Below are 23,124 nucleotides of genomic sequence, written 5' to 3'. Positions count from 1 at the left end.
ACTTCACTATTCTGACCGGAAAACATGCGACTAAAAATATTCAGCGCCAAGACAATGCAGGAAGCCCTGTCCCAGATCCGGGAGAAACTGGGGGACAATGCGGTTATTCTGGATACTGAAGAAGAAGACGGCCTGGTCAAGATCACGGCCGCCGTTGAAGCACCGGCCGCCCGGGTCAATCCGAGGAAAACAGCCCCGCCGGCCCCGGCGCCCTCCCCGGTCAAAAAATCGCTCCGGGAACTGGATGACGAGCAAAAAATCGAGGAACAGGATCTTGAATTCTTCCTCAGCCACCATGGCCTGCCGGACAGCCTGAAACTCAGGCTGCTTGACCTGGCCAACGCCATGGAGCGCGAAAGCAAGCTGTTGTCGCTGGCCAGCGCACTCGACAGCCAGTTCAAGTTTGAACCGCTGACCGGTCCCCAGGAAAAGCCGATCCTGCTGGTCGGCCCGCCCGGCGTGGGCAAGACCGTGACCGCCGCCAAACTGGCGAGCCAGGCCCTGCTCAACCGGATACCTGTCAGGCTGGTCAGTACCGACACCCTGAGGATGGGCGGCCTCGCGCAGCTGGAAGGCTATGCCGACCGGCTCCATATCCCGGTGACGGAAGTATCCTCACCCGACCAGTTGGCGACGGCGCTCAAGCCGCTGACCGATGAGAAAGAGCTTATCCTGATCGATACCGGCGGCTTCAATCCCTTCTCGGCCGAGGAGCTGGACCAGCTGCACCAGTATATAACCGCCGGCGATGTCGAGCCGGTGCTGGTGATTTCAGCCGGGGCCGATCCGGTGGAAGCCCGGGAAATTGCCGAAACCTATGCCGCCTTGGGCGTGCGTCGCTTCATTGCCACCCGGCTGGATGTGTCGCGTCGCTATGCCAGCCTGATGGTCACCGCCGACAGCGGCGGACTGACCTTCGCCGGCGTCGGCATCACGCCCTATCTGGCCGACGGTATCCAGCCGCTTGACGCCCTGCACCTGGCCCGGCTGCTGACCAAAATCCCGAAACGGCAGGAACTCGACCATTTGAAACAGGCCCCGACGGAAGAAGAACAGCATTCCGATATCGAAGAACTGCTGAAACCGCTGTCGGAACCGACTGAAGAAGACAACCCAGAAAACCCCGAAGAAAGCGTTCAGAAATGACCACCAACGCCTCTGACACCCATAAACTGATTACGATCGCGTCCGGCAAGGGCGGTGTCGGCAAAACCTGGCTGTCATCCACCATCGCTCACACCCTGGCGCGCAAAGGCAAGCATGTCCTGCTGTTTGACGGCGACCTGGGCTTGGCCAATATCGATATCCAGCTTGGCCTGACGCCTGACAAGGATCTGTCCATGGTTTTTTCAGGACGCATCACGCTTGACCAGGCCGTCACCAGCTACGCCGATCCCAGCAACAGCAAAGTCACCTTTGACGTCATCTCGGGGCAGTCCGGCTCCGGCGCCCTGGCGTCAATCAAGCAGGAAGCTTTGCAAACCCTCGGTCAGGAAATCCTGAAACTCAAACAGTCCTATGACTATACCCTGCTGGATCTGGGTGCCGGCGTGGAGACCTCTGTGACAGCCTTTTCCTCCATCTCCGGCCATATTGTGGTGGTGGTCACCGGCGATCCGACCTCGCTGACCGATGCCTATGCCTTTATCAAGATCACCCGCATGCGCAACCCGGACAGCCGGATTTCCATCGTCGTCAATATGGTCAAGGACCGGCACGCCGGCAAAAGGGTCTATGAAGCCCTGAAAAAGGCCTGTGAAAACTTCCTCAAATTCACCCCGGACTATCTTGGTGCCGTCAGGCAGGACGACCATGTGGTCTCCGCCATCCGCCACCAACAACCGCTTCTGTCCCGGCATCCGGAATGCCCGGCGGGCGACGATGTTACGGAAATTGTCAAAAAACTATAGTTTGCAGCCGAAAAAGTGTAAAATTGTCCCGGTTCATGAACGGGACGCCCTTTCCGTTCATGTCAGTGGAAAGCATGAATGAGTGAAATAGGCAGCACACAGAAACCGGAATTCAACCAGCAGGAAAGCCCGAGCAGGGTTACGCCGACTTCGACCACTTCCGATCAGGGCGCACACCAGCAGACGCCGAACGAACAGGCCCGCCGCGGAGAGAAAACCGCCGAGAGCAGCAAGCAGGTGCATCATCACGATCCTGCCGTGACCCTGTCTGCCTCGCTGGTCCATTTACAGGCAGGCAGCAGTTTTATCGCGCGGGTCGAGGGCCGTGACGGGGAAAGCCGGCCGGTTATTGCGACCGACAAGGGCACCTATGTGGTCCAGGCCCAGCCGGAACTGGAGCAAGCCCTGGCGAAACTGCCGCCCGACACCAAGGCGGCCGTCCAGATCACCTCGGTGGACAAGGAGATCAACGCCACAATCACCCCGGTGCGCACGGAAAAACATATTGGTCTGGAAGAGCAGATCTTTCGCCCCACCGAGGTCACCCTGACACTTGTTAATGTAAATTCCGCTGTCCTGCCCGACACCGGTCAGCCGCCATCCGCCTCTGCAACGGAGCCGGGCTTTCATTACCAGGCCAGCAATCTCTACAAGGCCGAACAAATTGCGAAAAATCTTTCCGGCGCCATTGAACAGATCCCGCTGCCGACGGTAACCCGAAGTTACACTTTTTTTGATTCCGGAAGAGCCGGACACGCAGGAGGTCAGGAGCCCGGCCAGTCCAACACTGCATCAAGTACAGGCGGCGGATTGTCCAGCTCTGTCATCGGCGCTCCGATCATCGCCCAGGAAGCCTCTGCCCCGGCCCCGGCTTCACCGCCAAACAGGGTTCAGCAAACCGGTCTCGAACAACTTCTGCAGAAACCGGTGTTCGCTACGGTCATCAAAACCTATCCCAAGCCGGACACCCCCCTGCCGGCCTTTGTACAAAAGGAAATCGCGCTGGATTCTCCCCTCGACGACATACCGAAGGGAAAGGGCTTCAATTTGTCAGTCCAGTCGATCGCCATTCCCAATGAAGGCGAGGAGGCGACAATCCAGCCCGTTCTGCCCTCTGCCCCCGGGTCGACTCCTGTCAGCGGGGCGGAAATCCCTGCGGCTGAAGCGGGAAAAACGCCACCGCCGGCGGCCGCCATCCCCCCGGGCTCTCCCCTGGCGGCGCCCCCGGCCCCCCAGACAGTATCTGCCACCCCGACGGACACTGCCCTGCCGGGACAAACCCCGCCGCCGCAAACCATTTCGGCTATTATTGTCGACCCGAAGAACGCGTCCAGGATCAGCCCGTCACGGGAGGACATCGCACCGGAAACACAGCCTCCCCTGCCGAAGGCGGTCCCTTACGGCCAGCAATCCCAGTCGCCGGCGGGCCTGAAAACCCACTATCTGGCCACACCGGTTTCAGTGGTTAAATTTGAAAGCAGCGCTGACTTGCCGCCGGGAACCATTGTCACCTTTTCAGTAACCCCATCACCGGGCGCGGAAAATATAACCGCGCCCCAAGGCCCGCAGGAACCGGCAAAGTCCGCACAAGCGGGCCCGCGTCCCGAGGCGGCACCGGCATCGGCAACCCCCACCTCACCGGCGCCTGCAACGGAAGCCCCCGCGCCGTCCACACCGCCCGCACCGGCCCCGGAAGCGGCACCCGCCGCCGCGGAGGCACCGCCGCAACCCCTTCTGGAGATGCTGGACAACTGGGAAAGCCTCAGTCTTGCGATTTCAACCCTGGCCGCCCAGCAGGGAGCTGCGGCCGCTGCCATGACCCAGCGCATGCCAAACCTGCAGGCGCCGCAGCAGATGACCGCCGGCATCCTGTTTTTCATGGCAGCGCTGGGATCGCCCAACCCGGCCCAGGCCTGGCTCGGCCAGGAAGTGGTGCAGCACCTGCAGCGGGCCGGCCAGGAACGACTGATCCAGCAAATGGATACGGACATGCGGCGGATATCCGCCTTGCGCACCGAGGGGCCGGCAGGCGACTGGCGTCCTGTCCTGCTGCCGTTGCAGACAGGCCCCGACATCACCGCCATCCCCATGCTGGTCCGGCACATCGGCGATGAAGGCGGGAAGCAGGCGGCCCGGGATGGAGAGCAAGGCACGCCGGAGGACAAGGAAAAAGCGACACGGTTTATCCTCGAACTGGACCTGAAAGGCACCGGCAACACGGTCCTGGACGGCATGCTGCAGAAAAAACGCCTGGATATCATCCTGAAAACGGAAAAGACCCTCGCCGCTCCGCTCAAGGAACAGCTGGTAAAAATGTTCGGCAATTCAGTGCAACACAGCGGCTTTGAAGGAGAGCTTGTTTTTCAGGATGGCAGAAAACCGGAATTTTCGGTAAGAAAGCTGATGGAAACCAAACTCCATTTTTCGGGCAGCGCCTCACAAGAGGCCTGACCAGGCACCGGGACGACCAGTAAGAGAAGGATTTTTCCGTGAAGGAAATACTGAAAGCAACCCCAAACCCCGACAAACAACGGGAATATGTGATCGAGTTGCACAAAACCCTGGATTTCGAAAGTGAATCCTTTGGCATCACCCTGAAATATGTCGCCGACAAGCTGATCCTGGCGCACAGCAGTTTCGACGATTACCTGGACCAGTGCCAGGTGCAGGAATGGAACACACCGGAGGGGCTTGCCTCCAATATCCTGGAAGACTGTATGGATATCCTGGTGCCCAAATGGATCAGGGTGCAGATTTTCTGCATGGACGAAGACAGCGGTCTGCAGGCGAATATCTATATCGAGGACCGGCAACCCAACTGGAATGACGACGCCTTGGTTTCCCGCAGCTACTGATTGGTTTTAGAGAAAGAAAAAGACCGGCTTGATCAGCCGGCCCGCATGTTGTTGCGACGATGCATCTGGATCGCCAGTTCGTCCAGTTCCGCCTGCTGGCGGCGGTTTTCCTTGGCCCGTTGCCGTTCGCGCTCACGCTGCTCGACAACTTCATATTTTTTCAGTTCCTTGAAGGATTCGGCGACCTGGTCCTTCATCTCTTCGATGGAGGCTTCGATTTCGACCAGGCTTTCATCAAGCTTTTCCTGACGCTGGGTGATGGCGGCAGCGAAATTTGCGTAGGAAATATCGACCACCTGAGAACTGGCCACCTTTTCCTGTTCCGAAACCAGCTGCGCGGCAAGTTGATCTTTCTTCGCCAGAAGATCATCCCGCATGGTTTCCAGTTCGGTCAGTTGCCTTCTTTTTTCATCAAGCTGCCACTTGTGCAACCTGATCATGCCGTCAATTCCCTTAGTCATATCCACCTCAATAAACGGATCACAAACCTGATATTCTTTCTTTTCAGGACCGGTCTTTCTGACTCCGGAGGTTTATGCCCTGAACCTGGCAAACGATGAATTTGCCGGTCATCCGATTATGCAACAGGACTTCTTCCCGTACCACTTATATTTTTGATTCATCCCGGTTGAAAACCCGGTGTGCTTTTACTGAATCAGTTATGTGAATCAGTATAGCCTGCAAATATTTACGGACCGTAACCAAAAGAATAGAGTCGGGGGTATTCCGGATTTTTTTGCAAAAAAATCAATAAAAGCAGACTATTACGCTTGCTGCTCCCGGCTGCCGCCCACTGAAGGATGCATGCTGAGGATTTCTGCCAGCCGGGCATATCCTTCCTGCAGGCTACTATGCTCCTCCTTGCCCTGGGCCAGGAACTCCTCCAGCGCCGGGTGATAGAAAATGGCTTCATCAACTTCCGCATTGGCCCCGGGACGGTAGGCGCCCAGGCGGATCATTTCTTCCATATCATTATAATCGGCCAGATATTTCCGCGCCTTTTTCAGAAGTTCGTTTTCTTCCTCGTTGTTGCAACCCGGCAGGGTACGGGACACGGACCGCAGAACATTGACAGCCGGGAACCGGCCCCGTTCGGCGATGGAGCGATCAAGCACGATGTGGCCGTCGAGAATGCCGCGCACCGCATCAGACACCGGCTCGTTATGGTCGTCCCCTTCCACCAGAACCGTAAACAGGCCGGTAATACTGCCGCCTTTTCCTTCTTCGCCCGGACCGGCCCGCTCCAGCAGCCGCGGCAGTTCGGCGAAAACCGTCGGCGTATAGCCTTTGCTGGCCGGCGGCTCCCCGCCGGCGAGGCCGATTTCGCGCTGGGCCATGGCAAAACGGGTCACACTGTCCATCAGGGTCAACACATCCTGGCCGCGGTCCCGGAAATATTCGCTGATGGTCATGGTCAGGTAAGCGGCCTGGCGCCGCATCAGGGCGGTCTCATCGGAGGTGGCCACCACCACAACGCTGCGTTTCAGCCCCTCTTCCCCCAGATCATCCTCGAGAAACTCCTGTACCTCGCGCCCCCTCTCGCCAATCAGGCCGATGACCGAGACATTGGACGCCGCATAGCGGGCGAACATGGACAACAGCACCGATTTACCCACACCGGAACCGGCGAAGATCCCCATCCTCTGCCCCTTGCAACAGGTGACGAACGTATTCAGCGAGCGGACACCAAGATCAATCTTGTCACCGACCCGCTTGCGCATGTGCGCGGCCAGCGGCTGCGCCCTGAGCGGATAGGATTCTCCACCTGCCTGCAGCGGCCCCTTGCCGTCAATGGGCTCCCCCATGGCATTGACCACCCGGCCCAGCCAGGCTTCGCTGGGATGAACAACAGCAACCTCCCCTTCGACAAAGGCCTGGCACCCCACCCCGACGCCTTCCAGCATCTGGTAGGGCATCAGCAATGCCCGGTCGGAACGGAAGCCGACCACTTCGCTGGGAATAACCTTGTTCTGACGGGACAGGATATTGACGCGGGAACCGATGCTGAGAGACCGCTGGGCACCGGCGACTTCAACCAAAAGCCCCTGTATTCCAACCACCCGGCCGTAAAAGTTCCAGGGTTGAATACGATCGATTTCAGTCGTTAATGTATACACGTTCTATAGATGCCTTCCTGAGGGGGGATTCACCAGATCATAAGCAAAATATCAGGCGAAACCCAGAACATTCTTAATGAAAGAGAAAAATTAACATAAAATCATTAAGGTGATATTATTATATACAAGTAGCATAATATTGCTTATTTTTCAATAAGTTAATAAGGTTATTTTTCGCCATTTCATTAATCTTGATTAATATCTCCTTACAATTGAGCCATAAAAAATTGTTTTAGTTACGATTTGTTAACCAATTCTGTTAAGAATAGTTAATGTCAAGAGGTTAGCAGTATAAAAATTAATGGTTAACCGTAACTGGAAACGAAAAAGGGTTTGAAAAATGCGGGTGCTACTCATAGAAGATGATCCATCAACATCCAAAAGCATCGAACTGATGCTGTCAGCAGAAGGCTTTAACATTTACAGCACTGACCTCGGCGAGGAAGGTATTGATCTTGGCAAGCTGTATGATTACGACATCATTCTGCTTGACCTTAACCTCCCGGACATGCACGGCTATGACGTTCTGAAAAAACTGCGCCTGTCCAAGGTCAACACCCCGATCCTGATCCTGTCCGGCATGGCCGAACTGGAAAATAAAGTTAAAGGCCTCGGTTTCGGCGCCGACGACTATCTGACCAAGCCCTTCTACAAGGAAGAACTGGTTGCCCGCATCCAGGCCATTATCCGCCGCTCCAAAGGCCATGCGGAATCCATTATCCGCACCGGCAAGCTGGCGGTTAACCTGGATACCAAAACTGTTGAAGTGGAAGGCCAGCGCGTTCACCTGACCGGCAAGGAATACGCCATGCTCGAGCTGCTGTCCCTGCGCAAAGGCACCACATTGACCAAGGAAATGTTCCTCAACCACCTGTATGGCGGTATGGACGAGCCTGAACTGAAAATCATCGACGTTTTCATCTGTAAACTGCGCAAGAAACTGGCAGCCATCAGCGGTGAAAACTACATCGAGACTGTCTGGGGCCGCGGTTATGTCCTGCGCGACCCGAACGAAAGCGACCAGAATATCGCCGAGGCAAGTTAAGACAGCAGAAGAGATCTCCGGTAAATTTAACACGTTTACCAAAACTGAAGGGCCAGCTTCCAGGAAGCCGGCCCTTTCTTTATTTTGCACCCTGACGGGGCGAGGATACTGACCGCTCTAGCCGGCCGCCCGCATGGCCCCGCCATTGGTGGTGACATACATGCCGCGGTGACCGGCGACCGGTTTGAATTTCTCGGTCACACCAAGCACCGTTTCGGCCGCCCCGAGGAACAGCGTACCATCATCGGCAATCTGACCGCGCATCCGGTCCAGGACCCTGGTTTTGGTGTCCTGATCGAAGTAGATCAAGACGTTGCGGCAGAAAATAATGTCAAAGCTTCCCAACAGGGAGAAACTGTCGAGCAAATTGAACGGACGATAGCTGACCATCTGGCGCAGCTCATCACTCAGCTGCCACATTTCACCGACCTGGGTGAAATATTTGATCAGCAGCTTAATGGGCAGTCCTCTTTGCACCTCGAACTGGGAATAGAGACCGGCCTTGGCTTTTTCCAGAACCTGATTGGACAGGTCGGTGCCAACGATTTCCACGTTCCAGCCCTGGAGTTTCGCTTCCATCTCCTTCAGGATCATAGCAATGGAATAGGGTTCCTGGCCGGTCGATGCCGCGGCACACCAAATCCTGATCCGGCGCTGGGCGGAACGCTTTTGGATAAGCTCCGGCAGCACCTTGTCGCGAAGGTGATCAAAGGGCGTATTGTCACGGAAAAAGAATGACTCGTTGGTGGTCATTGCTTCCGTAATTTCATTCAGCAGGTCTTCCTGGCGGTTGATCCTGACTTCTCCAATCAGGTCATCCAGGGATTCCATCCCTTTTTGACGGGCGATCGGTGTCAGGCGGCTTTCCAGAAGATATACCTTGTCTTCAGTGAGAACCAGGCCAGATCGTTCCTTAAGGATACCGCTGATGAGCTGGAAGTCTTCTGGCCTCATACTGCTTCTCCCATGGTTATATCAATTACTTTCGCCCCAATTTCATCCAACGGCAACACCGCGCTGCACAGTCCTGCCTGACTTACCGCCCCGGGCATTCCCCAGACAATGCTGCTTGCCTCATCTTGTGCGATCACAGTCCCTCCCGCATCGACAATTTCCTGGCTGCCTTTCAGACCGTCATGGCCCATACCTGTCAGGATAACCCCCAGAACGGAAGGGCCGAATAGTTTTGCCAGGCTTCTGAACATCGGGTCCACAGCCGGGCGACAGAAATTCTCCGGCTCGTCCTGATTCAGCCGGATGACTTTTTTGCCGCCTTCGTTGACCACAATCATGTGGTAATCCCCCGGCGCAACATAAACATGGCCGGTGTGAATGATGTCACCATTTTCCGCCTGTTTACAGGGCAGACCGGTCGCCTTGGCGAGATGATCGGCCAGTATACTGGTGAAAGCGGACGGCATATGCTGCGTGATCAGAACCGGCAGACGCAATTCGTCCTTCATGGAATTCAGGAACTTGAGAAGAGCCTGGGGTCCGCCTGTGGAGCTGCCCACGCCAATAATCCTGGGCAGTGAGGATGACATCTTGCGCTTGGCGACGACGCCGCGGCTGGAGACCTGGGGCAGAATATCTTCATTCAGGCTGTTTGAACCCTTGCCCCTGTATACTTTGCCGCCATTCTGCAGACGCCGTGCTGCGGCAAGATTAACGACCTTGCCGACAAGCTCCTGCTGGAAGCTGAGCGATGTGGTCACTTCACGGGTTGTTTCCGGTTTGGAAACATAATCAGCGGCCCCCATGGACAGGGCGCGCATACTGATTTCCGCGTTGCGTTTGGTAAGAGTAGAGGCCATGAGTACCTGGATCTCGTTGCTGTGTTCAAGTATTTTAGGCAATGCCGTCAGGCCATCCATGACCGGCATTTCAATATCCAGGACCACAATTTCCGGGTCGGCGCCAGCCAGGTTTTTCAATGCCATTTCCCCGTTGCTGGCTGTCGCCACAACCTCGACACTGGGATCATCTCCCAGCCACTTGGCAATAAGTCCCCTGACGACTGCAGAATCATCGACTACCATCACCCGGTAAGGACCGGTTCTGCTTACATTACCCCTTTGAACGTCTTTACTAAGGACAGGTGAACTCACTGTATGTAATTCCTATTAAATTAGACCTACCTGGGAAAATTTTGATTCAATAATTTCGCGGTCAAAGGGTTTCATAATATATTCGTCGGCACCGGCAGAAATTGCAGCGCTGATATGGCTCATGTCGTTTTCCGTTGTGCAGAAAACCACAACCGGTCCGTCGCCACCCTCGGTGCTTCTGAGCGCCTTCAGATAGTCGAGACCGTTCATTACCGGCATATTCCAGTCCAGCAGGACAACATCCGGCATTTCCCTTTTGCATGCGTCAAGCGCATCCTGTCCATCCACGGCTTCGACTACTTCGAAGCTGAGCTCTTCCAGGATTCTCCTTGCTACCTTCCTGATGACTTTTGAGTCATCCACAACAAGACAGGATTTCATTTTTTTATTCTCCAGACTCTTTTTTAAATATTTGATCTGCTGCCTTATGCTGCTGCAGCTTGATCTGCCCCGTAATTTAGTAATTTTTGAACATCCAGGATAACAAGAAGCTCTTTTTCCAGACGGTAAATGCCGCCGGAAACCTCTTGCCAACAGGCATCCAGTGTCACCGGATTACGCTCATATGCTTCCTCAGGCAGAGAGAGCACGTCCCCTATATCATCAATTAACAGGCTATAGGGTTCACCATTGTGCTCGACAACGACACTCATATTTTCGCCGCTGCTATCGGCTTCCGGAAGGCCAAGGCGCTTGCGCAGGTTGATCGCCGTCACAATCCGTCCCCTCAGGTTCAGGACACCGGCGACATAGCCGGGCGCCAGGGGGATCTTGGTGATCTTCTGTGAAGACAGAACATCATGCACAGTGAGAACCGGGATGCCGCACAGTTGGCCGGCAAGACGTATGGTTACAAAATCATTGTTATTTACGCTTGTTGTCATAACCGATACTCCTAAGCTGCTGTTACTTTGTTGCCGATCTGCTGGTTAATGGTTTCCAGCAGCATCTCACGGTCAAGTTTTGTTACATAGTCATTGAAACCGACTTCACGTCCACGCTCGAAATCCTGCGGGGTAGAGCGGGAGGACAGGGCCACCAGCGGGGTATCCTGCCATGCCCCATCCTTGCGAACCTGTTCGGCAAAGGAGAAGCCGTCGATTTCAGGCATTTCAATATCGCTGATAATCACATCATAGTTCATTCCCTTGTCCCTCAGGGTCAGGGCTTCTGACGCCGTGCTGACCGCTGTGATATGATATCCGGCGGCGCTCAGCAGCGGGCGGATCATATTCAGGAAGAAAGGACTGTCATCGACCAGCAGGATGTGCTGGCGATCCCTGGCTTTTTCCGTTGTACCGGCGCCTCCGACCTTGCCGAAGGCCTTCTCGATATAGAACGCCACATCAATAACTTCTGTGGCCTTGCCGTTGATGACCGCGGTACCGATCTGACCCGGCATCTTGGAAGACAGTTCCACATCAATACGGTCTTCCAGAATATCGACGATCTCGTCTACGGTCAGCCCCATGGTCCGGTCACCGTCAGAGAAGACCAGTACCGCCTGACGGCCACTTTCCTTGATCTGCATATTGTCGAAAGGCTTGACCAGCGGCATCAGCTGTCCGCGATACTGGACAACCGGCTTGCCGTCGGAGGATTCGATATTTTCTGCATCGACCTCTTCAAGGCGGGCAACCAGGGACAGGGGCACAGCCCGCTGTACGTCATCGCCGGCGCGGAACAGCAGGATGGCTTCTTTCTCGTTGAAGACATTGGCAACGGAGACACTGTCATCCTGGGCCGTGTCATTGTCGGACAGATCGGACAGGGCGTCGCCTGTTTCGGAAGCAATACCGTTCGGATCCAGGATCATGATCACGCTGCCGTCACCCAGAATGGTATTCCCGGAGTAGATATTCAGGTCGCGCAGGATCGGCGCCACCGGTTTCACCACAATTTCTTCCGTATCGAAGACCTGGTCGACCACAATACCGAAGGTAAAGGCGCCAACCTGGGTGATCACGATAAAGTCTTCTTTTCTCTCGGCATCTTCCTCGCCGTCCTGGCCATTGACGCCAAGGATTTTCTCCAGATAGACAAGCGGCAGGAGACGATCGCGCAGGCGCAGAACCGGCGTATCATTAATATATTCAATGCGGTGTTCTGAATCATCGGAAGTCCGCACCAGTTCGAGAACGCTGATCTGCGGAATGGCGAAACGCTCTTCCCGAGATTTAACGATCAGGGCGGACACGATGGCCAGGGTCAGCGGAATCTTGATGGAGAAGCTGGTTCCCTTGCCTTCAATGGATTTCAGGTCAATGGTACCGCCGATTTTCTCAATATTGCTGCGGACCACATCCATACCCACGCCGCGCCCGGAGACGCTGGTGACTTTCTCCGCTGTGGAGAAACCCGGGTGGAAAATGAATTTCTGGATCTGCTGGTCGGACATTTCAGCCAGTTCGGCCTCCGTGGCCAGCTCGTTTTTCAGCGCCTTGGCCTTCAGTTTGTCAACCGCGAGACCGGCACCGTCATCGGTAATGTCGATAATAATATGACCACCTTCATGGAAGGCATTGAGGCGGATAGTACCGGTTTCTTTTTTGCCGCTGGCTTTACGGGCTTCCGGCATTTCGATGCCGTGGTCGGCGGAGTTGCGGACCATATGGGTCAGCGGATCCTTGATCAGTTCAAGTACCTGACGGTCCAGCTCGGTATCGGCGCCCAGCATCTGCAGGTCGATTTTCTTACCCAGTTCCACCTGCAGGTCGCGGATGATGCGGGGCAGTTTGGCCCAGGCATTGCCGATCGGCTGCATGCGGGTTTTCATGACCCCTTCCTGCAGTTCGGTGGTGCACTGGCTCAGACGCTGCAGCGGGATGGAAAATTCAGTATCCCCGGAACGACGCAGGATCTGCATCAGCTGGTTCCTGGTCAGAACCAGCTCACTGACCATATTCATAAGGTCTTCAAGCAGGTGCACATTCACGCGGATGCTCTGTGTGGCCACGCTCGGTTCGTTGCCAGCCTTGCCTTTGGCAGCAGCAGCTTCCTGGGCCGGAGCCTCGACAGCAACCGTTTCTTCTACCGGAGCGGGTTCTTCCGCAGGCGCCTCGGCAACTTCCTCCTCAGGATCCAGGTCATCTGGACCGGGGGCAGCCTGGAAAGCGGCTTCCAGTTCTTCCAGGGAAACCTCGCCCGGCACTTTGCCGATGGAGGAGACAATTTCGGGTTCCGGCTCGGGCTCGGGGGCTACTTCCGCTACCGGAGCGGCCGGCGCTGCCTCGCCCGAGGCCATGGCGTTCAGCTGAGAAATAATTTCGCTGTCATCCCCGGCCGGTTCTTCCTCGGTGGCTTCCAGTCCGGCCAGAATTTCCTTAATTCGGTCGAGAGAGGCCAGAATCAGGGTAACCGCATCCGGCGTTACCTGAATTTCGCCGTCGCGGAATTTACCAAGAACGTTTTCAGCGGCGTGGGCCACAGATTCAAGCCGTGGCAGGCCCAGAAAACCGCAGGTTCCTTTGATTGTGTGTACAAGCCGGAAAATATTATCCAGCACGGATTTATTGTTCGGGTCCTGCTCGAGGGTGACCAGTTCGACGTCAACAACATCAATGCTCTCAGCTGTTTCCGTCAGAAACTCGTTTAACAGATCATCCATACTCTCAACCTTCTTCCTTGGGGATAAAGATACTTTTAGTTTTCACTAAGATGAGAGAAATTGGTTAAAAAGCTGTAAAGTCTTCCGGCTTTTCTGGAACTATTTGATCTTTGACTGGAATAAAGGTTGAGCAGCAGGTCGGCAGCCGTGCCTACTGCGCGGAAGGATAGGAAGCCGACAGGGTGAAACTCTGTTCGCTATGATCGGTTTTACTGATGCTGGCACCGATCTTCTCGGCCACATTCCTGGCCAGGAACGCCGGGGCGGTCTTCGGCTCGATGGCCTGTTCATCAACATTGCCCAACAGGGCTTCACTGATTTTGTCCTGGAAAATCACCTTGTCGCCGGTGACGGTTACATTGATCAGGATATTTTCGCCGAGATCCTCTACTTCAATGGTCATTTCGCCACCGCGGATCAGGCTTTCCCCGGCCAAAAGCACCAAATTCAGCAGCAGCTTGATCGCGTCCTTGTTCATCATGCCGACCTGCGGCTTCCAGTCCACATCCACCTTGGACGCGGCAAACAGGGCCCGGGCGGCCTTCTCCGCCTCATCCAGCGGCACCTCCTCGCCAAAACCGCCGGCCGCGCCAAAGGCAAGCCGGAAAAACTGCAGCCGGTTCGACGTCTGCGACGCGCTCTGATCGAGCAGCTTGAGAACCTCTGTGCGCATCATCTCATCGTCTTCGTCCGCCAGGATTTCAATGCCGTTGGCGATGGCGCCCACCGGGCTGATCAGGTCATGGCACAGGCGTGAACACAGGAGGGCGGCGAATTCGATATCTTTCATCTGTACGGTTTTCTCTCAAGATAGGTGACAGCCGGATTTACGGCCATATAATGGGTCATAAATTAACGACATTAACCATAGGCAGTAAAGAAGAAAGTTTTAATTTATGACCGAGCAGCCCGTTGATTTTCAGAAACTTGCAGACGTGCTTGTCCCCACCGCTATTGCGGCAGGCCGCAAAATCATGGAGATATACGCCCAGGACTTTGAGGTGGTGTATAAAGACGATACCTCGCCGGTAACCGTGGCCGATGAAGCGGCGGAAAAAATCATCCTTGCCGACCTGGAGCCATTAACCCCGGAAATCCCGGTGGTGGCGGAAGAGAGTGCTGCCGCCGGTCATATCCCCGATGTGGACAACCGCTTCTGGCTGGTCGATCCGCTGGACGGCACCAAGGAGTTTATCAAGAAAGGCTCCGATTTTACCGTCAACATCGCGCTGGTGGAAGATCGCCTGCCGGTGTTCGGCATTGTCTATGCCCCGGCGCTTGGAAAGCTCTATCTGGCCAAGTCCGCCGACGAGGCTCTGATCATGGATGTGGATAGTGACGGCGTGCCGTCAAATGCCACCCCGATCACCGTGCGCGACGTGCCGGCAAGCGGCATTGTCGGGGTTGCCAGCAAGTCCCACCGGGACGAGGCCACCAACGAATTCCTCGACCGATACGGCATCAGCGACACCAAATCCATCGGCAGTTCCCTGAAGTTCTGCCTGGTGGCCAGCGCCGAAGCCGACATCTATCCCCGGTTCGGCCCGACCATGGAATGGGACACCGGGGCCGGCCATGCGGTGCTGCGCGCCGCCGGCGGAGAGGTGGTCAATCCGGACGGCTCGCCGTTCCTGTACGGCAAGAATGATTTCCGCAACGGCCCGTTCATCGCCAACGGCAAGGTGGCTCTATAACATCAGGGGCACATTCTTGCCGAGCGCCCACACTCCGAAACCGATCACCACGACGCTGCAGCCGCGGTTGATCCACAGCAGGTGATCGTCGGTCAGCTTCTTTTTCATATGGCCGACGCCCTCGGTAAGGACAAACCACCACAGCGCCGAACCCAGCAGCACCCCGGCCACCAGCAGGATGCCGTTTAAGGGGGTCTTGGCCATATTGCCCAGGCCGAGCCCGGCAAAGATGGCGACAAAGCCGAGGATGGTCATGGGATTGGTGATGGTCAGCAGGAAGGCACCGATGGAGGCCTTGATGCGGTCGCTGGCGTCATCCCTGGCGTCGGTCAGGTGCGGATGGCTGTTCCAGATCCTGAGCCCCACCGCCAGCAGGATCACGCCGCCGACCAGTTCCACCCACAGGCTGTAGTCGTTCAGCAGGTGGGTCACGCCGGCCAGGCCGAAAGCGGCAATGGCGCCAAAGATGGTATCGGCGCAGGCCGCGCCCATGCCGATGACAAAGCCGTTCATGGGCCCGTGGGTCAGGGTGCGGCGGATACAGAGGATATTGACCGGCCCCATGGGCGCGGCGACGATGATCCCGATCAGGACTCCCCATAACAGGTATACTGGCGACATAGTGTGGTCCGTATTATGATTTTGCCTATATATAGCCAAAGATTCGGTCCGGAAAACCCCAAAGCGGCATTTTTCGGCGATTTCACAGAAAAGAAATATGGCGGTCAGCAAAATTTCATGCTAGAGCGCGGAAAGCAAAGGACACGAGAATGACCGACGAGCAGGACGAAAAAACCGAAGACTATGTGATCAGCTATATCATGGAGGCGATCGAGGACGGCAAGACCGCCGCGCCCCGGGATATCGCCATCATGATCGCCAACGACCGCGCCCCCAAGGACGCGCCGCAGGATTACTGGCGCAAATATATGCTGGCGGTCAAGCAGCAGGCCAAGCATCTGGCGAGGCAGGGCCGGATCAGCATCCTGCGCCGCGGCGAACCGATCGATCCGGAAAAAATGAAGGGTCTGGTGAAATTCTCCGCGCCGGTTGAAGGCGTCAGTTTCCCCAAACGGGAAAAGTCAGAAGACTGAAACCTTCAGGGGGGCGAAATCGCCCTCCTGTGCCTGAAAAAAATTGATCTCCCCCGCCCCGTCCGGTGTCACCGACAGGATTACCCAGAGCTGACCGTCTTCCGTGATGCGGACCCGGTCCCGCCCTGACGGGGCGGCCGGATGGTCGGGATGGCTGTGATAGGAACCAAGGATGCAGCGGCCGGTGCCGCGCAGTTTCTTTTGCCAGTGAATGAGAGTTTGCGGATCGACCTCGAAGGCCTTGTCCGGGGTGGCGGAGATATTGTCTGCGGGCACCACCTGCATAACCTCCCCGTCCCGGCCGATCAGCAGGCCGCAGGCTTCCAGGGGATAGGCATCCTGCCCCGCGGCCCTGATCTGATCGAGACAGCTTCGGGGAACGCGCAGGGTCATGGTTTATTCGGGCCGGATAATGGTAAAGCGGCTGCGTACCGTGCCGTCCGGGCTGACCAGCAAAAGCCCGGTGGTTTCCCCGCCCCGCTGAATGGTCAGCAGCAATCCCTGCGGCACCATCTGGGCGGCGGCGACATTCTCTCCCGCTTCCAGCGCCACTGTCACATTTTCCGGGAAAGTCAGGCCGCCGGTCATGGCCCAGGCCGGTTCCACCGGTTTCGGCTGCAGGGCCGCCAACTCCGCCTGCTTCTCCGCTTCCTGCCGTTCCGCCATTTTCGACAGCCGGCTGGCGATGGTCACGCCAATCACAACGATCCCGACAACGATTAAAATTCCCAAAATAATCACAATCCACTTGAGAAAACGGGGATTAACTGGCATCTGTGGTTCTGACATGACGAACAATGATCCTGAAATATATGAACTGACGGTGGAAGACGAGGCCCGTGGCCTGCGTCTCGACAAATTCCTGGCCGAAAAGCTGCCGGAACTCAGCCGTTCACGCCTGAAACAGCTGATCACCGACGGACAGGTCTCGACCGGCCCGGAAAAAGCTCAGCAGACAATAAACGACCCGTCCCACCGGGTCAAACCGGATGAGCAGTTCCGGGTCAAAATTCCCGACCTCACCGAGCCGGATCCGGAGGGCGAGGATATCCCGCTCGACATCGTCTATGAGGATGACCAGCTGATCGTGCTCAACAAAAAGGCCGGCATGGTGGTGCATCCCGCCCCCGGCAGCTGGCACGGCACCCTGGTCAACGCCCTGATCCACCATTGCGGCGACAGCCTGTCCGGCATCAACGGCGTCAAGCGCCCGGGCATCGTCCACCGCATCGACAAGGACACCAGCGGCCTGATGGTGGTGGCCAAGACCGACAGGGCGCACAAGAAGCTGGCCAAGCAGTTCGCCAACCACTCCATGGAGCGGGCCTACCTCGCCGTGGTCTGGGGCGTACCCAACCCGGCCGACGGTTTTATCGAGGCCAATATCGGCCGCGATCCCCATAACCGCCTGCGCATGGGCGTGGTCAAGGAAGGCGGCAAATACGCCCTGACCAATTACCGGGTGGTGCGCCGGCTGGAGCCGCCGAGGCAGGTGCAGAAAGTGACCGGCGGCAAGAAAATCAAGGCCGCCGCCCTGCCGCCCAGCATCTCTTTGGTGGAATGCGAGCTGGAAACCGGCCGCACTCACCAGGTGCGGGTGCATATGTCCGCCGCCGGCCATCCGCTGGTCGGCGATCCTCTGTATGGCCGGCGCAGCCCGCCGATGAAAAATTTCTCGGAAAAGGCGAGAAAAGCCATCGAGTCGTTCAACCGCCAGGCGCTTCACGCCTATGTGATCGGATTCAAGCATCCCGTGACCGGCGAACACTTGAAATTTGAATCAGAACTCCCATATGACATGAAACGCCTTATTGCTGCCCTGGAAAGCTGATATAACAAAAGGCGAACGGGAATCGGGGGACCCTCCTCACAATTAATTCATTTCCTGTTCATTTTGCTATGTTATAACAATAATCAGGTAGCTCACGGCATCCGGTTTGACTCCGGTGTCGTATGGCAAGTAAAATGGAATAAAGCAGCGCCGCTGCAAGGTGGAGAGATCTTATGTCCAGTAAAGACATGCCCGTATTAACGCCGGAAGGCAGCCTCACCAGGTACCTGCAGGATATCCGTAAGTTTCCGATGCTCAAGCCGGAACAGGAATTCATGCTGGCCAAGGCCTGGCGCGAGCATGGCGACACCGACGCCGCCCATCAGCTGGTGACCTCTCACCTGCGCCTGGTGGCCAAGATCGCCATGGGGTACCGCGGCTACGGCCTGCCCATCGGCGAACTGATTTCCGAAGGCAATGTCGGCATGATGCAGGCGGTCAAGCGCTTTGACCCGGACCGCGGTTTCCGGCTCGCCACCTATGCCATGTGGTGGATCCGGGCCAGCATCCAGGAATATATCCTGCGCTCATGGTCTCTGGTTAAAATCGGCACCACCGCCGCCCAGAAAAAACTGTTTTTCAACCTGCGCCGCCTCAAGGGCCAGCTGGAGGCCGTCGATGAAGGCGACCTGCATCCGGACCAGGTGACCGAGATCGCCACCCGGCTCGATGTGTCGGAAAATGACGTGGTGCAGATGAACCGCCGCCTCGCCGGCGCCGACCACAGCCTCAACGCCCCCATGCGGGCCGATGCGGAAGGCGAATGGCAGGACTGGCTGGTGGACGAAGACAGCGTCGATCAGGAAACCGCCTTCGCCGAGAACGAGGAGCTGGATTACCGCCGCACCCTGATGGCCGACGCCATGAAAGGCCTCAACGAGCGCGAACAGCATATCCTGACCGAACGCCGCCTCAAGGACAATCCGTCCACGCTGGAGGAGCTTTCCCAGGTCTATAACATCAGCCGCGAGCGGGTCCGCCAGATCGAGGTCCGGGCGTTCGAGAAACTGCAGAAAGCCATGACCGATGCGGCCAGGGAACAGCAGGCCGCCGCCCTCGCCCATAACGCCGAATAAATTATCCAACAGATCCTACAGCCAATGGCCCCGGTGGAGACACCGGGGTTCTTTTTTTGGAGCAATCCGGCCTGACAACTCCGGCGATTTGTGCGACTATGAAGGCAGGAATAAAAAAGGGGATGATCATGCTGCTGGACCGCCATTTTCTGCTTGTGCTCGCTTTTGCCATCCTGCCGCTTTCCGCCCGGGCGGAACCGCCCTGCCCGCTCGGCAGTCTGGAGTGGATGCTGGGCAACTGGGTACAGAAGGACGAGACCAGCCGGACCATAGAAACCTGGCTCAGACGGTCTCCGGACCGCTTTACCGGGCTCGGAGAGACCAAAACACTGGCCACGGGTGAAGTCACCTTCCACGAAGACATGAACCTTGTGGAGCGCCAGGACGGTATCTTCTATATCGTCCTGGCGTCCCAGAATGACGACCCGGTTTCCTTCCGCCTGACCTCCTGCGGCCCGCAGGAAGCGGTGTTTGAAAATCCGGACCATGATTTCCCAATGCGGCTTCATTATGCGCTCCGCGGCGGCAATCTGTGGGCCGATGTACGCGGTGCCAACGGTGAAGGATTTGAAGTCACCTTCACACCGGACAGCCCGTCCGACTAGTTACAGCTCTTCAAAATCCTCGGTCTTCTCGAGCCGGTCCATCAGCGCCGCCAGCGGCTCCGGCGCCGGGATCGCGCGCCTGCTCGCAAGGTCCATCCACACAAAATGGGTGCGCAGCTCGGCCCTGAGCTCGCCGTCCTCGCCCCGGAGGCGGTTGGTGATGATATAGCGGCTGTTCTTGCCGTTGATGCCGGCGACCAGAAAATCGACGGTGAATTTCTCGAGGAATTTCATTTCCCTGTGGTAGCGCATGGTCTCCTCGAGGGTGGCCGGGCCGATGCCCGCCGCCTCGAACGCCTCCGGCCCGAAGCCATGTTCGGCAAAGAACAGGGAGCGCGCCTGGGCCGCAAAGGAGAAATAGGAGATATTGGCCATATGATTATTGGCGTCCAGATCGCGCCAGGCCACCTGGAACGGCGCGGAAAAGCGTATCGGGCTGCTGTCAGTCATGGTCGGGTCCCTGTCCGGTTACCGGATGAGTGTAGCGGACGGGGGGATATGGGGACAAGCGGGAAGTGTGTAGGGGGTGACTGGGGAGGAGCAACCTCAATCTCACATCGGTAGACCACTCGTATCGTTACTTGAAATCACCTCGACACGGCCTTCGCTGATAAAGTCGTGTAATCCCTTAAAACGTCTGTAAATTGATAAAGACACTTTTGAGTAAACAAGAACATTCTTGTCGCAAACCTCAAACATCGTCTTAGGAACAGAAACTCCAATTGCCTCTAATAGCTCTTTGGACCTTTTCTTTACAAAATCCCTATTAGCATCTAAGGCAAAACTTGCGTCAGGGCCTTTCTTTTTGAGTTTCTCTTTTGACAATATTTTGTTTATATCATCGTAAGCATTTTTTGCTTCAACGTAGTTTGCATTAAACTCCTTCAGCATAGCCATGATATCTGAAAATATGAATTCTTCACCGATCAGTTCAATTTTGCCGGGAGAAGCATATTGAATTTTGTTTACACGCAGAGGCGCCATATCAGGTAGAGCAAACCGAAGGTCTTTATAAAAACCTGAATAACTTCCTCCCCCACGCCACAATCTAGAGATTATTGAAGTTCGCAACTTTTCTTTTTCGCTATCGTTTTTTGGCGAATTTAATTCATTTTGCGCAAATAAAATTCCATAAATATCCGAAACTTTTGAGTAAAAACTCGAAAAATCAATAGTTTCCCACATCCCGTCAATATTAAAAACCTGGATACACTTAGAAGCATAATCGTCTTCGTCAGTGGCTACAGTATGGCTGGAACTGAAGAATCCGTGGGCTGGCCAGTATTCTGGTTTTTCAAATTCTTCCACTGACTTTGCTTTATTCAAAGTTATCTCACCATCTTTCTCAGTGGCGAGATCAAAGAAAAAATATTCCCGACGAGAAGCCCGATTAAAAAGATATCTTAAGTCTGCCTTACCATTCAGATATCTCGTCCAATCACGACGATAAACTTTACATGCGAAAAACGGAAACTCCAGATCGTCACGTTCAATTGCGACAGCTATGATTACATCTTGCCTCTTACCGGTACTATTCAGTAATAAAAGTTGTGGCTCATCATAAAAGACAAGCGTTTTAACAAGCTTTGCCTTCATCGCTCTATCTTCTTTGTCTCAATTACCGCACCAACTGGATCAAACATTTTGTATGGCCATAAGTGAATATGGCCGCTTCCATTTGTAGACTCTAATATTTTTCCTGAATTTTCATTAATATCCAAGATTGCGACAAAATTTCGGTTTCTTAGTTTAGGTAAACTTTTCATCGCTGTAGGCCGGTTCTTACCGGAATCCACACAAAATACTGAGCAAGAAGCCCAAAAACATGGCGATACTGAAGGTGGCCTTCTCTTGCCTAGTTTTGCATGCGAGAAAAAATCCGAATTTTGGGGATTTGATGTCGGAACAAGCCTCAAAACTTTTCTACAGTCTACACTTGTTGCCGAAGAAGGAGGGCACCCATCGGGTAAGTCTTCAAGATACTCTTTAGGCTCACAAAATTTTTTCTCTGGAGCACTTCTAGTCAATCTTTCCCCCTTTTCTTATTTTGTATCTACACTAGCTATCTATCACACAATTAAAAATTGTAAAATACAATTCCTAACATTGTTACAACAAGCCAGTACAATACTTGTATTTTACAAAAAGAGTATAAAAAAGCAAAAATACAATGAATCAAACAGATACAACCTAGCGATTTAGGTATACTTTCTGTAATTTTCTGCGTCGATCAGATGCCCGTTTGCACGAGCATGACGATGTGAGGGGGGAGTATGCGCCGGGGGCTGACGAGCCCTATTTCCCCAGCGCGTAGTTGAGGATCTTGTAGGCCAGTTTGGCGGCGATGAAGTCGCAGCCATGCAGGCCCTCGCGCGGGGCGAGTTCGTTGACGTCGGCGCCGACGATGGTGCCGATCTCGGAGGCGGCGCGGATGATTTCCATGCATTCCTGCCAGAACAGGCCGCCGGGCTCCGGCGTGCCGGTGGCGGGCATCAGGCTGGCGTCAAAACCGTCGACGTCAAAGGTGACATAGATCGGCCGGCCTTTGAGCGGCGCGACAATGTCGGCCACGTCATAGCGGGCGCGGTCCCGGCCCCAGTGGATGTGGATACGCTCGCGGTTCTGCTCGAGAAACGGAATTTCCCCGGCCGAGATATTACGGATGCCGACCGAGACCAGCTCGATATGCTCGAAATCGAGGCACCGGCGCAGCGCAGCGGCATGGCTGTAATGTTCGCCTTCATAGCCGTCCCTCAGGTCGGCATGGGCGTCAAAATGCAGGATGGTGAGATCCGGGTATTTGCGGGCGAACGGCCGGATGGTGCCGGCGGTGATGCTGTGTTCGCCGCCGAAGGTCATGGGGAAGCGGCCGCTGTCCATAACAGCTTGAACGGTCGCTTCCAGCCGGTCGAGTTCCTTGGCGATATCTTCCCCGATCTCCGGTTCCCTGAGCGTGGCGACGCCGTATTTTTCAAACGGTTCGCACCAGAGCTCCTCATCGAACAGCTCCACCTGGTGGCTCGCGGCAATCATCGCCCGCGGGCCGAGCCGGGTGCCGCCCTCATAGGAGACGGAGCCCTCGAGCCCGAAGGGAATGATGACCGCTTTGGCCTCCTCGGGATTGCCCGCCTGTTCCGGCGCGAGCCCGAGGAAACCTTCTTCCGGGGAAAGATAATCCATTA

25 protein-coding genes are annotated in these 23,124 nt (G+C 55.7%); 10 read left to right on the top strand and 15 right to left on the bottom strand.

The window, feature by feature from the left end; translation table 11 throughout:
- Positions 1 to 24 precede the first annotated feature (24 nt).
- The 4 genes from FIV46_RS07390 (at position 25) to FIV46_RS07375 (ending at position 4,765) form a co-directional block, all read left to right on the top strand.
- Positions 25 to 1,146, top strand: coding sequence for a flagellar biosynthesis protein FlhF (locus FIV46_RS07390; RefSeq protein ID WP_139939962.1), 1,122 nt, complete (start codon positions 25 to 27; stop codon positions 1,144 to 1,146).
- The gene (locus FIV46_RS07385) at positions 1,143 to 1,910 is read left to right on the top strand and encodes a MinD/ParA family protein (RefSeq protein ID WP_139939960.1); all 768 of its coding nucleotides are present in this window, start codon (positions 1,143 to 1,145) and stop codon (positions 1,908 to 1,910) included. The genes FIV46_RS07390 and FIV46_RS07385 overlap by 4 nt, the downstream gene beginning before the upstream one ends.
- A 78-nt stretch (positions 1,911 to 1,988) precedes the next feature.
- The gene (locus FIV46_RS07380; RefSeq protein ID WP_139939958.1) at positions 1,989 to 4,361 is read left to right on the top strand and encodes a hypothetical protein; all 2,373 of its coding nucleotides are present in this window, start codon (positions 1,989 to 1,991) and stop codon (positions 4,359 to 4,361) included.
- A 38-nt stretch (positions 4,362 to 4,399) separates the two neighbouring features.
- Positions 4,400 to 4,765, top strand: coding sequence for a hypothetical protein (locus tag FIV46_RS07375; protein ID WP_139939956.1), 366 nt, complete (start codon positions 4,400 to 4,402; stop codon positions 4,763 to 4,765).
- Positions 4,766 to 4,797: 32 nt separating this feature from the next.
- Here FIV46_RS07375 and FIV46_RS07370 read toward each other — a convergent pair whose 3' ends face one another.
- On the bottom strand, positions 4,798 to 5,226 hold the full coding sequence (locus tag FIV46_RS07370; RefSeq protein WP_139939954.1) for a flagellar FliJ family protein: 429 nt from the start codon (positions 5,224 to 5,226) through the stop codon (positions 4,798 to 4,800).
- A 303-nt stretch (positions 5,227 to 5,529) separates the two neighbouring features.
- Entirely contained in the window at positions 5,530 to 6,882 is a 1,353-nt protein-coding gene (gene fliI, locus FIV46_RS07365; protein ID WP_139939952.1) for a flagellar protein export ATPase FliI, read from the bottom strand.
- Positions 6,883 to 7,222: 340 nt separating this feature from the next.
- Between fliI and ctrA the strand changes: the two genes are divergently transcribed.
- Entirely contained in the window at positions 7,223 to 7,927 is a 705-nt protein-coding gene (gene ctrA, locus FIV46_RS07360; protein WP_139939950.1) for a response regulator transcription factor CtrA, read from the top strand.
- A 117-nt stretch (positions 7,928 to 8,044) separates the two neighbouring features.
- Here the strand turns inward: ctrA and FIV46_RS07355 are convergent, their stop codons facing one another.
- The 6 genes from FIV46_RS07355 to FIV46_RS07330 all read right to left on the bottom strand — a co-directional run bounded on the left by FIV46_RS07355 (position 8,045) and on the right by FIV46_RS07330 (position 14,432).
- Positions 8,045 to 8,881 carry a CheR family methyltransferase gene (locus FIV46_RS07355; protein WP_139939948.1) on the bottom strand — a complete coding sequence of 279 codons (837 nt, stop codon included), beginning with the start codon at positions 8,879 to 8,881 and terminating at the stop codon, positions 8,045 to 8,047.
- Positions 8,878 to 9,966 carry a protein-glutamate methylesterase/protein-glutamine glutaminase gene (locus FIV46_RS07350; protein ID WP_139939946.1) on the bottom strand — a complete coding sequence of 363 codons (1,089 nt, stop codon included), beginning with the start codon at positions 9,964 to 9,966 and terminating at the stop codon, positions 8,878 to 8,880. Before FIV46_RS07350 ends, FIV46_RS07355 begins: the two co-directional genes overlap by 4 nt.
- A gap of 84 nt (positions 9,967 to 10,050) precedes the next feature.
- Positions 10,051 to 10,416, bottom strand: a complete 366-nt coding sequence (locus FIV46_RS07345; protein ID WP_139939944.1) for a response regulator — start codon at positions 10,414 to 10,416, stop codon at positions 10,051 to 10,053.
- A gap of 44 nt (positions 10,417 to 10,460) precedes the next feature.
- Entirely contained in the window at positions 10,461 to 10,919 is a 459-nt protein-coding gene (locus FIV46_RS07340) for a chemotaxis protein CheW (RefSeq protein ID WP_139939942.1), read from the bottom strand.
- Positions 10,920 to 10,930: 11 nt separating this feature from the next.
- Positions 10,931 to 13,642 (bottom strand): hybrid sensor histidine kinase/response regulator, encoded by a 2,712-nt coding sequence (locus FIV46_RS07335; protein ID WP_139939940.1) that lies wholly within the window; start codon positions 13,640 to 13,642, stop codon positions 10,931 to 10,933.
- Positions 13,643 to 13,793: 151 nt separating this feature from the next.
- The gene (locus FIV46_RS07330; RefSeq protein WP_139939938.1) at positions 13,794 to 14,432 is read right to left on the bottom strand and encodes a histidine phosphotransferase family protein; all 639 of its coding nucleotides are present in this window, start codon (positions 14,430 to 14,432) and stop codon (positions 13,794 to 13,796) included.
- Between the two features lie 106 nt (positions 14,433 to 14,538).
- Here FIV46_RS07330 and cysQ point away from each other — a divergent pair, with 106 nt between their 5' ends.
- Positions 14,539 to 15,336 (top strand): 3'(2'),5'-bisphosphate nucleotidase CysQ, encoded by a 798-nt coding sequence (gene cysQ, locus FIV46_RS07325; RefSeq protein ID WP_139939936.1) that lies wholly within the window; start codon positions 14,539 to 14,541, stop codon positions 15,334 to 15,336.
- On the opposite strand, the gene FIV46_RS07320 is transcribed toward cysQ, so the two are convergent.
- A complete protein-coding gene (locus FIV46_RS07320; protein WP_139939934.1) occupies positions 15,331 to 15,957 on the bottom strand; it encodes a LysE family translocator in 627 nt (208 codons plus the stop codon). The genes cysQ and FIV46_RS07320 overlap by 6 nt on opposite strands.
- A gap of 149 nt (positions 15,958 to 16,106) precedes the next feature.
- Between FIV46_RS07320 and FIV46_RS07315 the strand changes: the two genes are divergently transcribed.
- The gene (locus FIV46_RS07315) at positions 16,107 to 16,430 is read left to right on the top strand and encodes a DUF3253 domain-containing protein (protein ID WP_139939931.1); all 324 of its coding nucleotides are present in this window, start codon (positions 16,107 to 16,109) and stop codon (positions 16,428 to 16,430) included.
- On the opposite strand, the gene FIV46_RS07310 is transcribed toward FIV46_RS07315, so the two are convergent.
- Positions 16,419 to 16,823 (bottom strand): M67 family metallopeptidase, encoded by a 405-nt coding sequence (locus tag FIV46_RS07310; RefSeq protein WP_139939929.1) that lies wholly within the window; start codon positions 16,821 to 16,823, stop codon positions 16,419 to 16,421. The two genes, FIV46_RS07315 and FIV46_RS07310, sit on opposite strands and share 12 nt — an antisense overlap.
- Positions 16,824 to 16,826: 3 nt before the next feature.
- Positions 16,827 to 17,219 (bottom strand): hypothetical protein, encoded by a 393-nt coding sequence (locus FIV46_RS07305; RefSeq protein ID WP_181163107.1) that lies wholly within the window; start codon positions 17,217 to 17,219, stop codon positions 16,827 to 16,829.
- On the opposite strand from FIV46_RS07305, the gene FIV46_RS07300 reads away from it, so the two are divergent.
- The 3 genes from FIV46_RS07300 to FIV46_RS07290 all read left to right on the top strand — a co-directional run bounded on the left by FIV46_RS07300 (position 17,218) and on the right by FIV46_RS07290 (position 19,942).
- Positions 17,218 to 18,261 (top strand): RluA family pseudouridine synthase, encoded by a 1,044-nt coding sequence (locus tag FIV46_RS07300; protein ID WP_219845960.1) that lies wholly within the window; start codon positions 17,218 to 17,220, stop codon positions 18,259 to 18,261. The genes FIV46_RS07305 and FIV46_RS07300 overlap by 2 nt on opposite strands.
- A gap of 173 nt (positions 18,262 to 18,434) precedes the next feature.
- Complete coding sequence (gene rpoH, locus FIV46_RS07295; protein WP_139939923.1) at positions 18,435 to 19,337, top strand: RNA polymerase sigma factor RpoH; 903 nt, start codon at positions 18,435 to 18,437, stop codon at positions 19,335 to 19,337.
- A 128-nt stretch (positions 19,338 to 19,465) separates the two neighbouring features.
- On the top strand, positions 19,466 to 19,942 hold the full coding sequence (locus FIV46_RS07290; protein WP_139939921.1) for a DUF6265 family protein: 477 nt from the start codon (positions 19,466 to 19,468) through the stop codon (positions 19,940 to 19,942).
- On the opposite strand, the gene FIV46_RS07285 is transcribed toward FIV46_RS07290, so the two are convergent.
- The 4 genes from FIV46_RS07285 to speB all read right to left on the bottom strand — a co-directional run bounded on the left by FIV46_RS07285 (position 19,943) and on the right by speB (position 23,122).
- Positions 19,943 to 20,392, bottom strand: a complete 450-nt coding sequence (locus tag FIV46_RS07285; protein ID WP_139939919.1) for an acyl-CoA thioesterase — start codon at positions 20,390 to 20,392, stop codon at positions 19,943 to 19,945.
- A 102-nt stretch (positions 20,393 to 20,494) separates the two neighbouring features.
- A complete protein-coding gene (locus tag FIV46_RS07280) occupies positions 20,495 to 21,538 on the bottom strand; it encodes a hypothetical protein (protein WP_139939917.1) in 1,044 nt (347 codons plus the stop codon).
- Positions 21,535 to 21,969 (bottom strand): hypothetical protein, encoded by a 435-nt coding sequence (locus FIV46_RS07275; protein ID WP_139939915.1) that lies wholly within the window; start codon positions 21,967 to 21,969, stop codon positions 21,535 to 21,537. The genes FIV46_RS07280 and FIV46_RS07275 overlap by 4 nt, the downstream gene beginning before the upstream one ends.
- 268 nt (positions 21,970 to 22,237) lie before the next feature.
- A complete protein-coding gene (gene speB, locus FIV46_RS07270; protein WP_139939913.1) occupies positions 22,238 to 23,122 on the bottom strand; it encodes an agmatinase in 885 nt (294 codons plus the stop codon).
- Positions 23,123 to 23,124 lie beyond the last annotated feature (2 nt).

This window comes from Emcibacter nanhaiensis (genome assembly GCF_006385175.1).
Lineage (GTDB): Bacteria > Pseudomonadota > Alphaproteobacteria > Sphingomonadales > Emcibacteraceae > Emcibacter > Emcibacter nanhaiensis.
The sequence above is the reverse complement of the archived record's forward strand: the minus strand, read 5'-3'. Positions and strand labels throughout refer to the sequence as shown.

Coding starts and splice junctions, on each gene's coding strand:
- FIV46_RS07390 (WP_139939962.1), top strand. CDS start 25: ATGCGACTAAAAATATTCAGCGCCAAGACAATGCAGGAAGCCCTGTCC.
- FIV46_RS07385 (WP_139939960.1), top strand. CDS start 1,143: ATGACCACCAACGCCTCTGACACCCATAAACTGATTACGATCGCGTCC.
- FIV46_RS07380 (WP_139939958.1), top strand. CDS start 1,989: ATGAGTGAAATAGGCAGCACACAGAAACCGGAATTCAACCAGCAGGAA.
- FIV46_RS07370 (WP_139939954.1), bottom strand. CDS start 5,226: ATGACTAAGGGAATTGACGGCATGATCAGGTTGCACAAGTGGCAGCTT.
- ctrA (WP_139939950.1), top strand. CDS start 7,223: ATGCGGGTGCTACTCATAGAAGATGATCCATCAACATCCAAAAGCATC.
- FIV46_RS07355 (WP_139939948.1), bottom strand. CDS start 8,881: ATGAGGCCAGAAGACTTCCAGCTCATCAGCGGTATCCTTAAGGAACGA.
- FIV46_RS07350 (WP_139939946.1), bottom strand. CDS start 9,966: ATGGTAGTCGATGATTCTGCAGTCGTCAGGGGACTTATTGCCAAGTGG.
- FIV46_RS07345 (WP_139939944.1), bottom strand. CDS start 10,416: ATGAAATCCTGTCTTGTTGTGGATGACTCAAAAGTCATCAGGAAGGTA.
- FIV46_RS07340 (WP_139939942.1), bottom strand. CDS start 10,919: ATGACAACAAGCGTAAATAACAATGATTTTGTAACCATACGTCTTGCC.
- FIV46_RS07335 (WP_139939940.1), bottom strand. CDS start 13,642: ATGGATGATCTGTTAAACGAGTTTCTGACGGAAACAGCTGAGAGCATT.
- FIV46_RS07330 (WP_139939938.1), bottom strand. CDS start 14,432: ATGAAAGATATCGAATTCGCCGCCCTCCTGTGTTCACGCCTGTGCCAT.
- cysQ (WP_139939936.1), top strand. CDS start 14,539: ATGACCGAGCAGCCCGTTGATTTTCAGAAACTTGCAGACGTGCTTGTC.
- FIV46_RS07320 (WP_139939934.1), bottom strand. CDS start 15,957: ATGTCGCCAGTATACCTGTTATGGGGAGTCCTGATCGGGATCATCGTC.
- FIV46_RS07315 (WP_139939931.1), top strand. CDS start 16,107: ATGACCGACGAGCAGGACGAAAAAACCGAAGACTATGTGATCAGCTAT.
- FIV46_RS07310 (WP_139939929.1), bottom strand. CDS start 16,823: ATGACCCTGCGCGTTCCCCGAAGCTGTCTCGATCAGATCAGGGCCGCG.
- FIV46_RS07300 (WP_219845960.1), top strand. CDS start 17,218: ATGACGAACAATGATCCTGAAATATATGAACTGACGGTGGAAGACGAG.
- FIV46_RS07305 (WP_181163107.1), bottom strand. CDS start 17,219: ATGTCAGAACCACAGATGCCAGTTAATCCCCGTTTTCTCAAGTGGATT.
- rpoH (WP_139939923.1), top strand. CDS start 18,435: ATGTCCAGTAAAGACATGCCCGTATTAACGCCGGAAGGCAGCCTCACC.
- FIV46_RS07290 (WP_139939921.1), top strand. CDS start 19,466: ATGCTGCTGGACCGCCATTTTCTGCTTGTGCTCGCTTTTGCCATCCTG.
- FIV46_RS07285 (WP_139939919.1), bottom strand. CDS start 20,392: ATGACTGACAGCAGCCCGATACGCTTTTCCGCGCCGTTCCAGGTGGCC.
- FIV46_RS07280 (WP_139939917.1), bottom strand. CDS start 21,538: ATGAAGGCAAAGCTTGTTAAAACGCTTGTCTTTTATGATGAGCCACAA.
- speB (WP_139939913.1), bottom strand. CDS start 23,122: ATGGATTATCTTTCCCCGGAAGAAGGTTTCCTCGGGCTCGCGCCGGAA.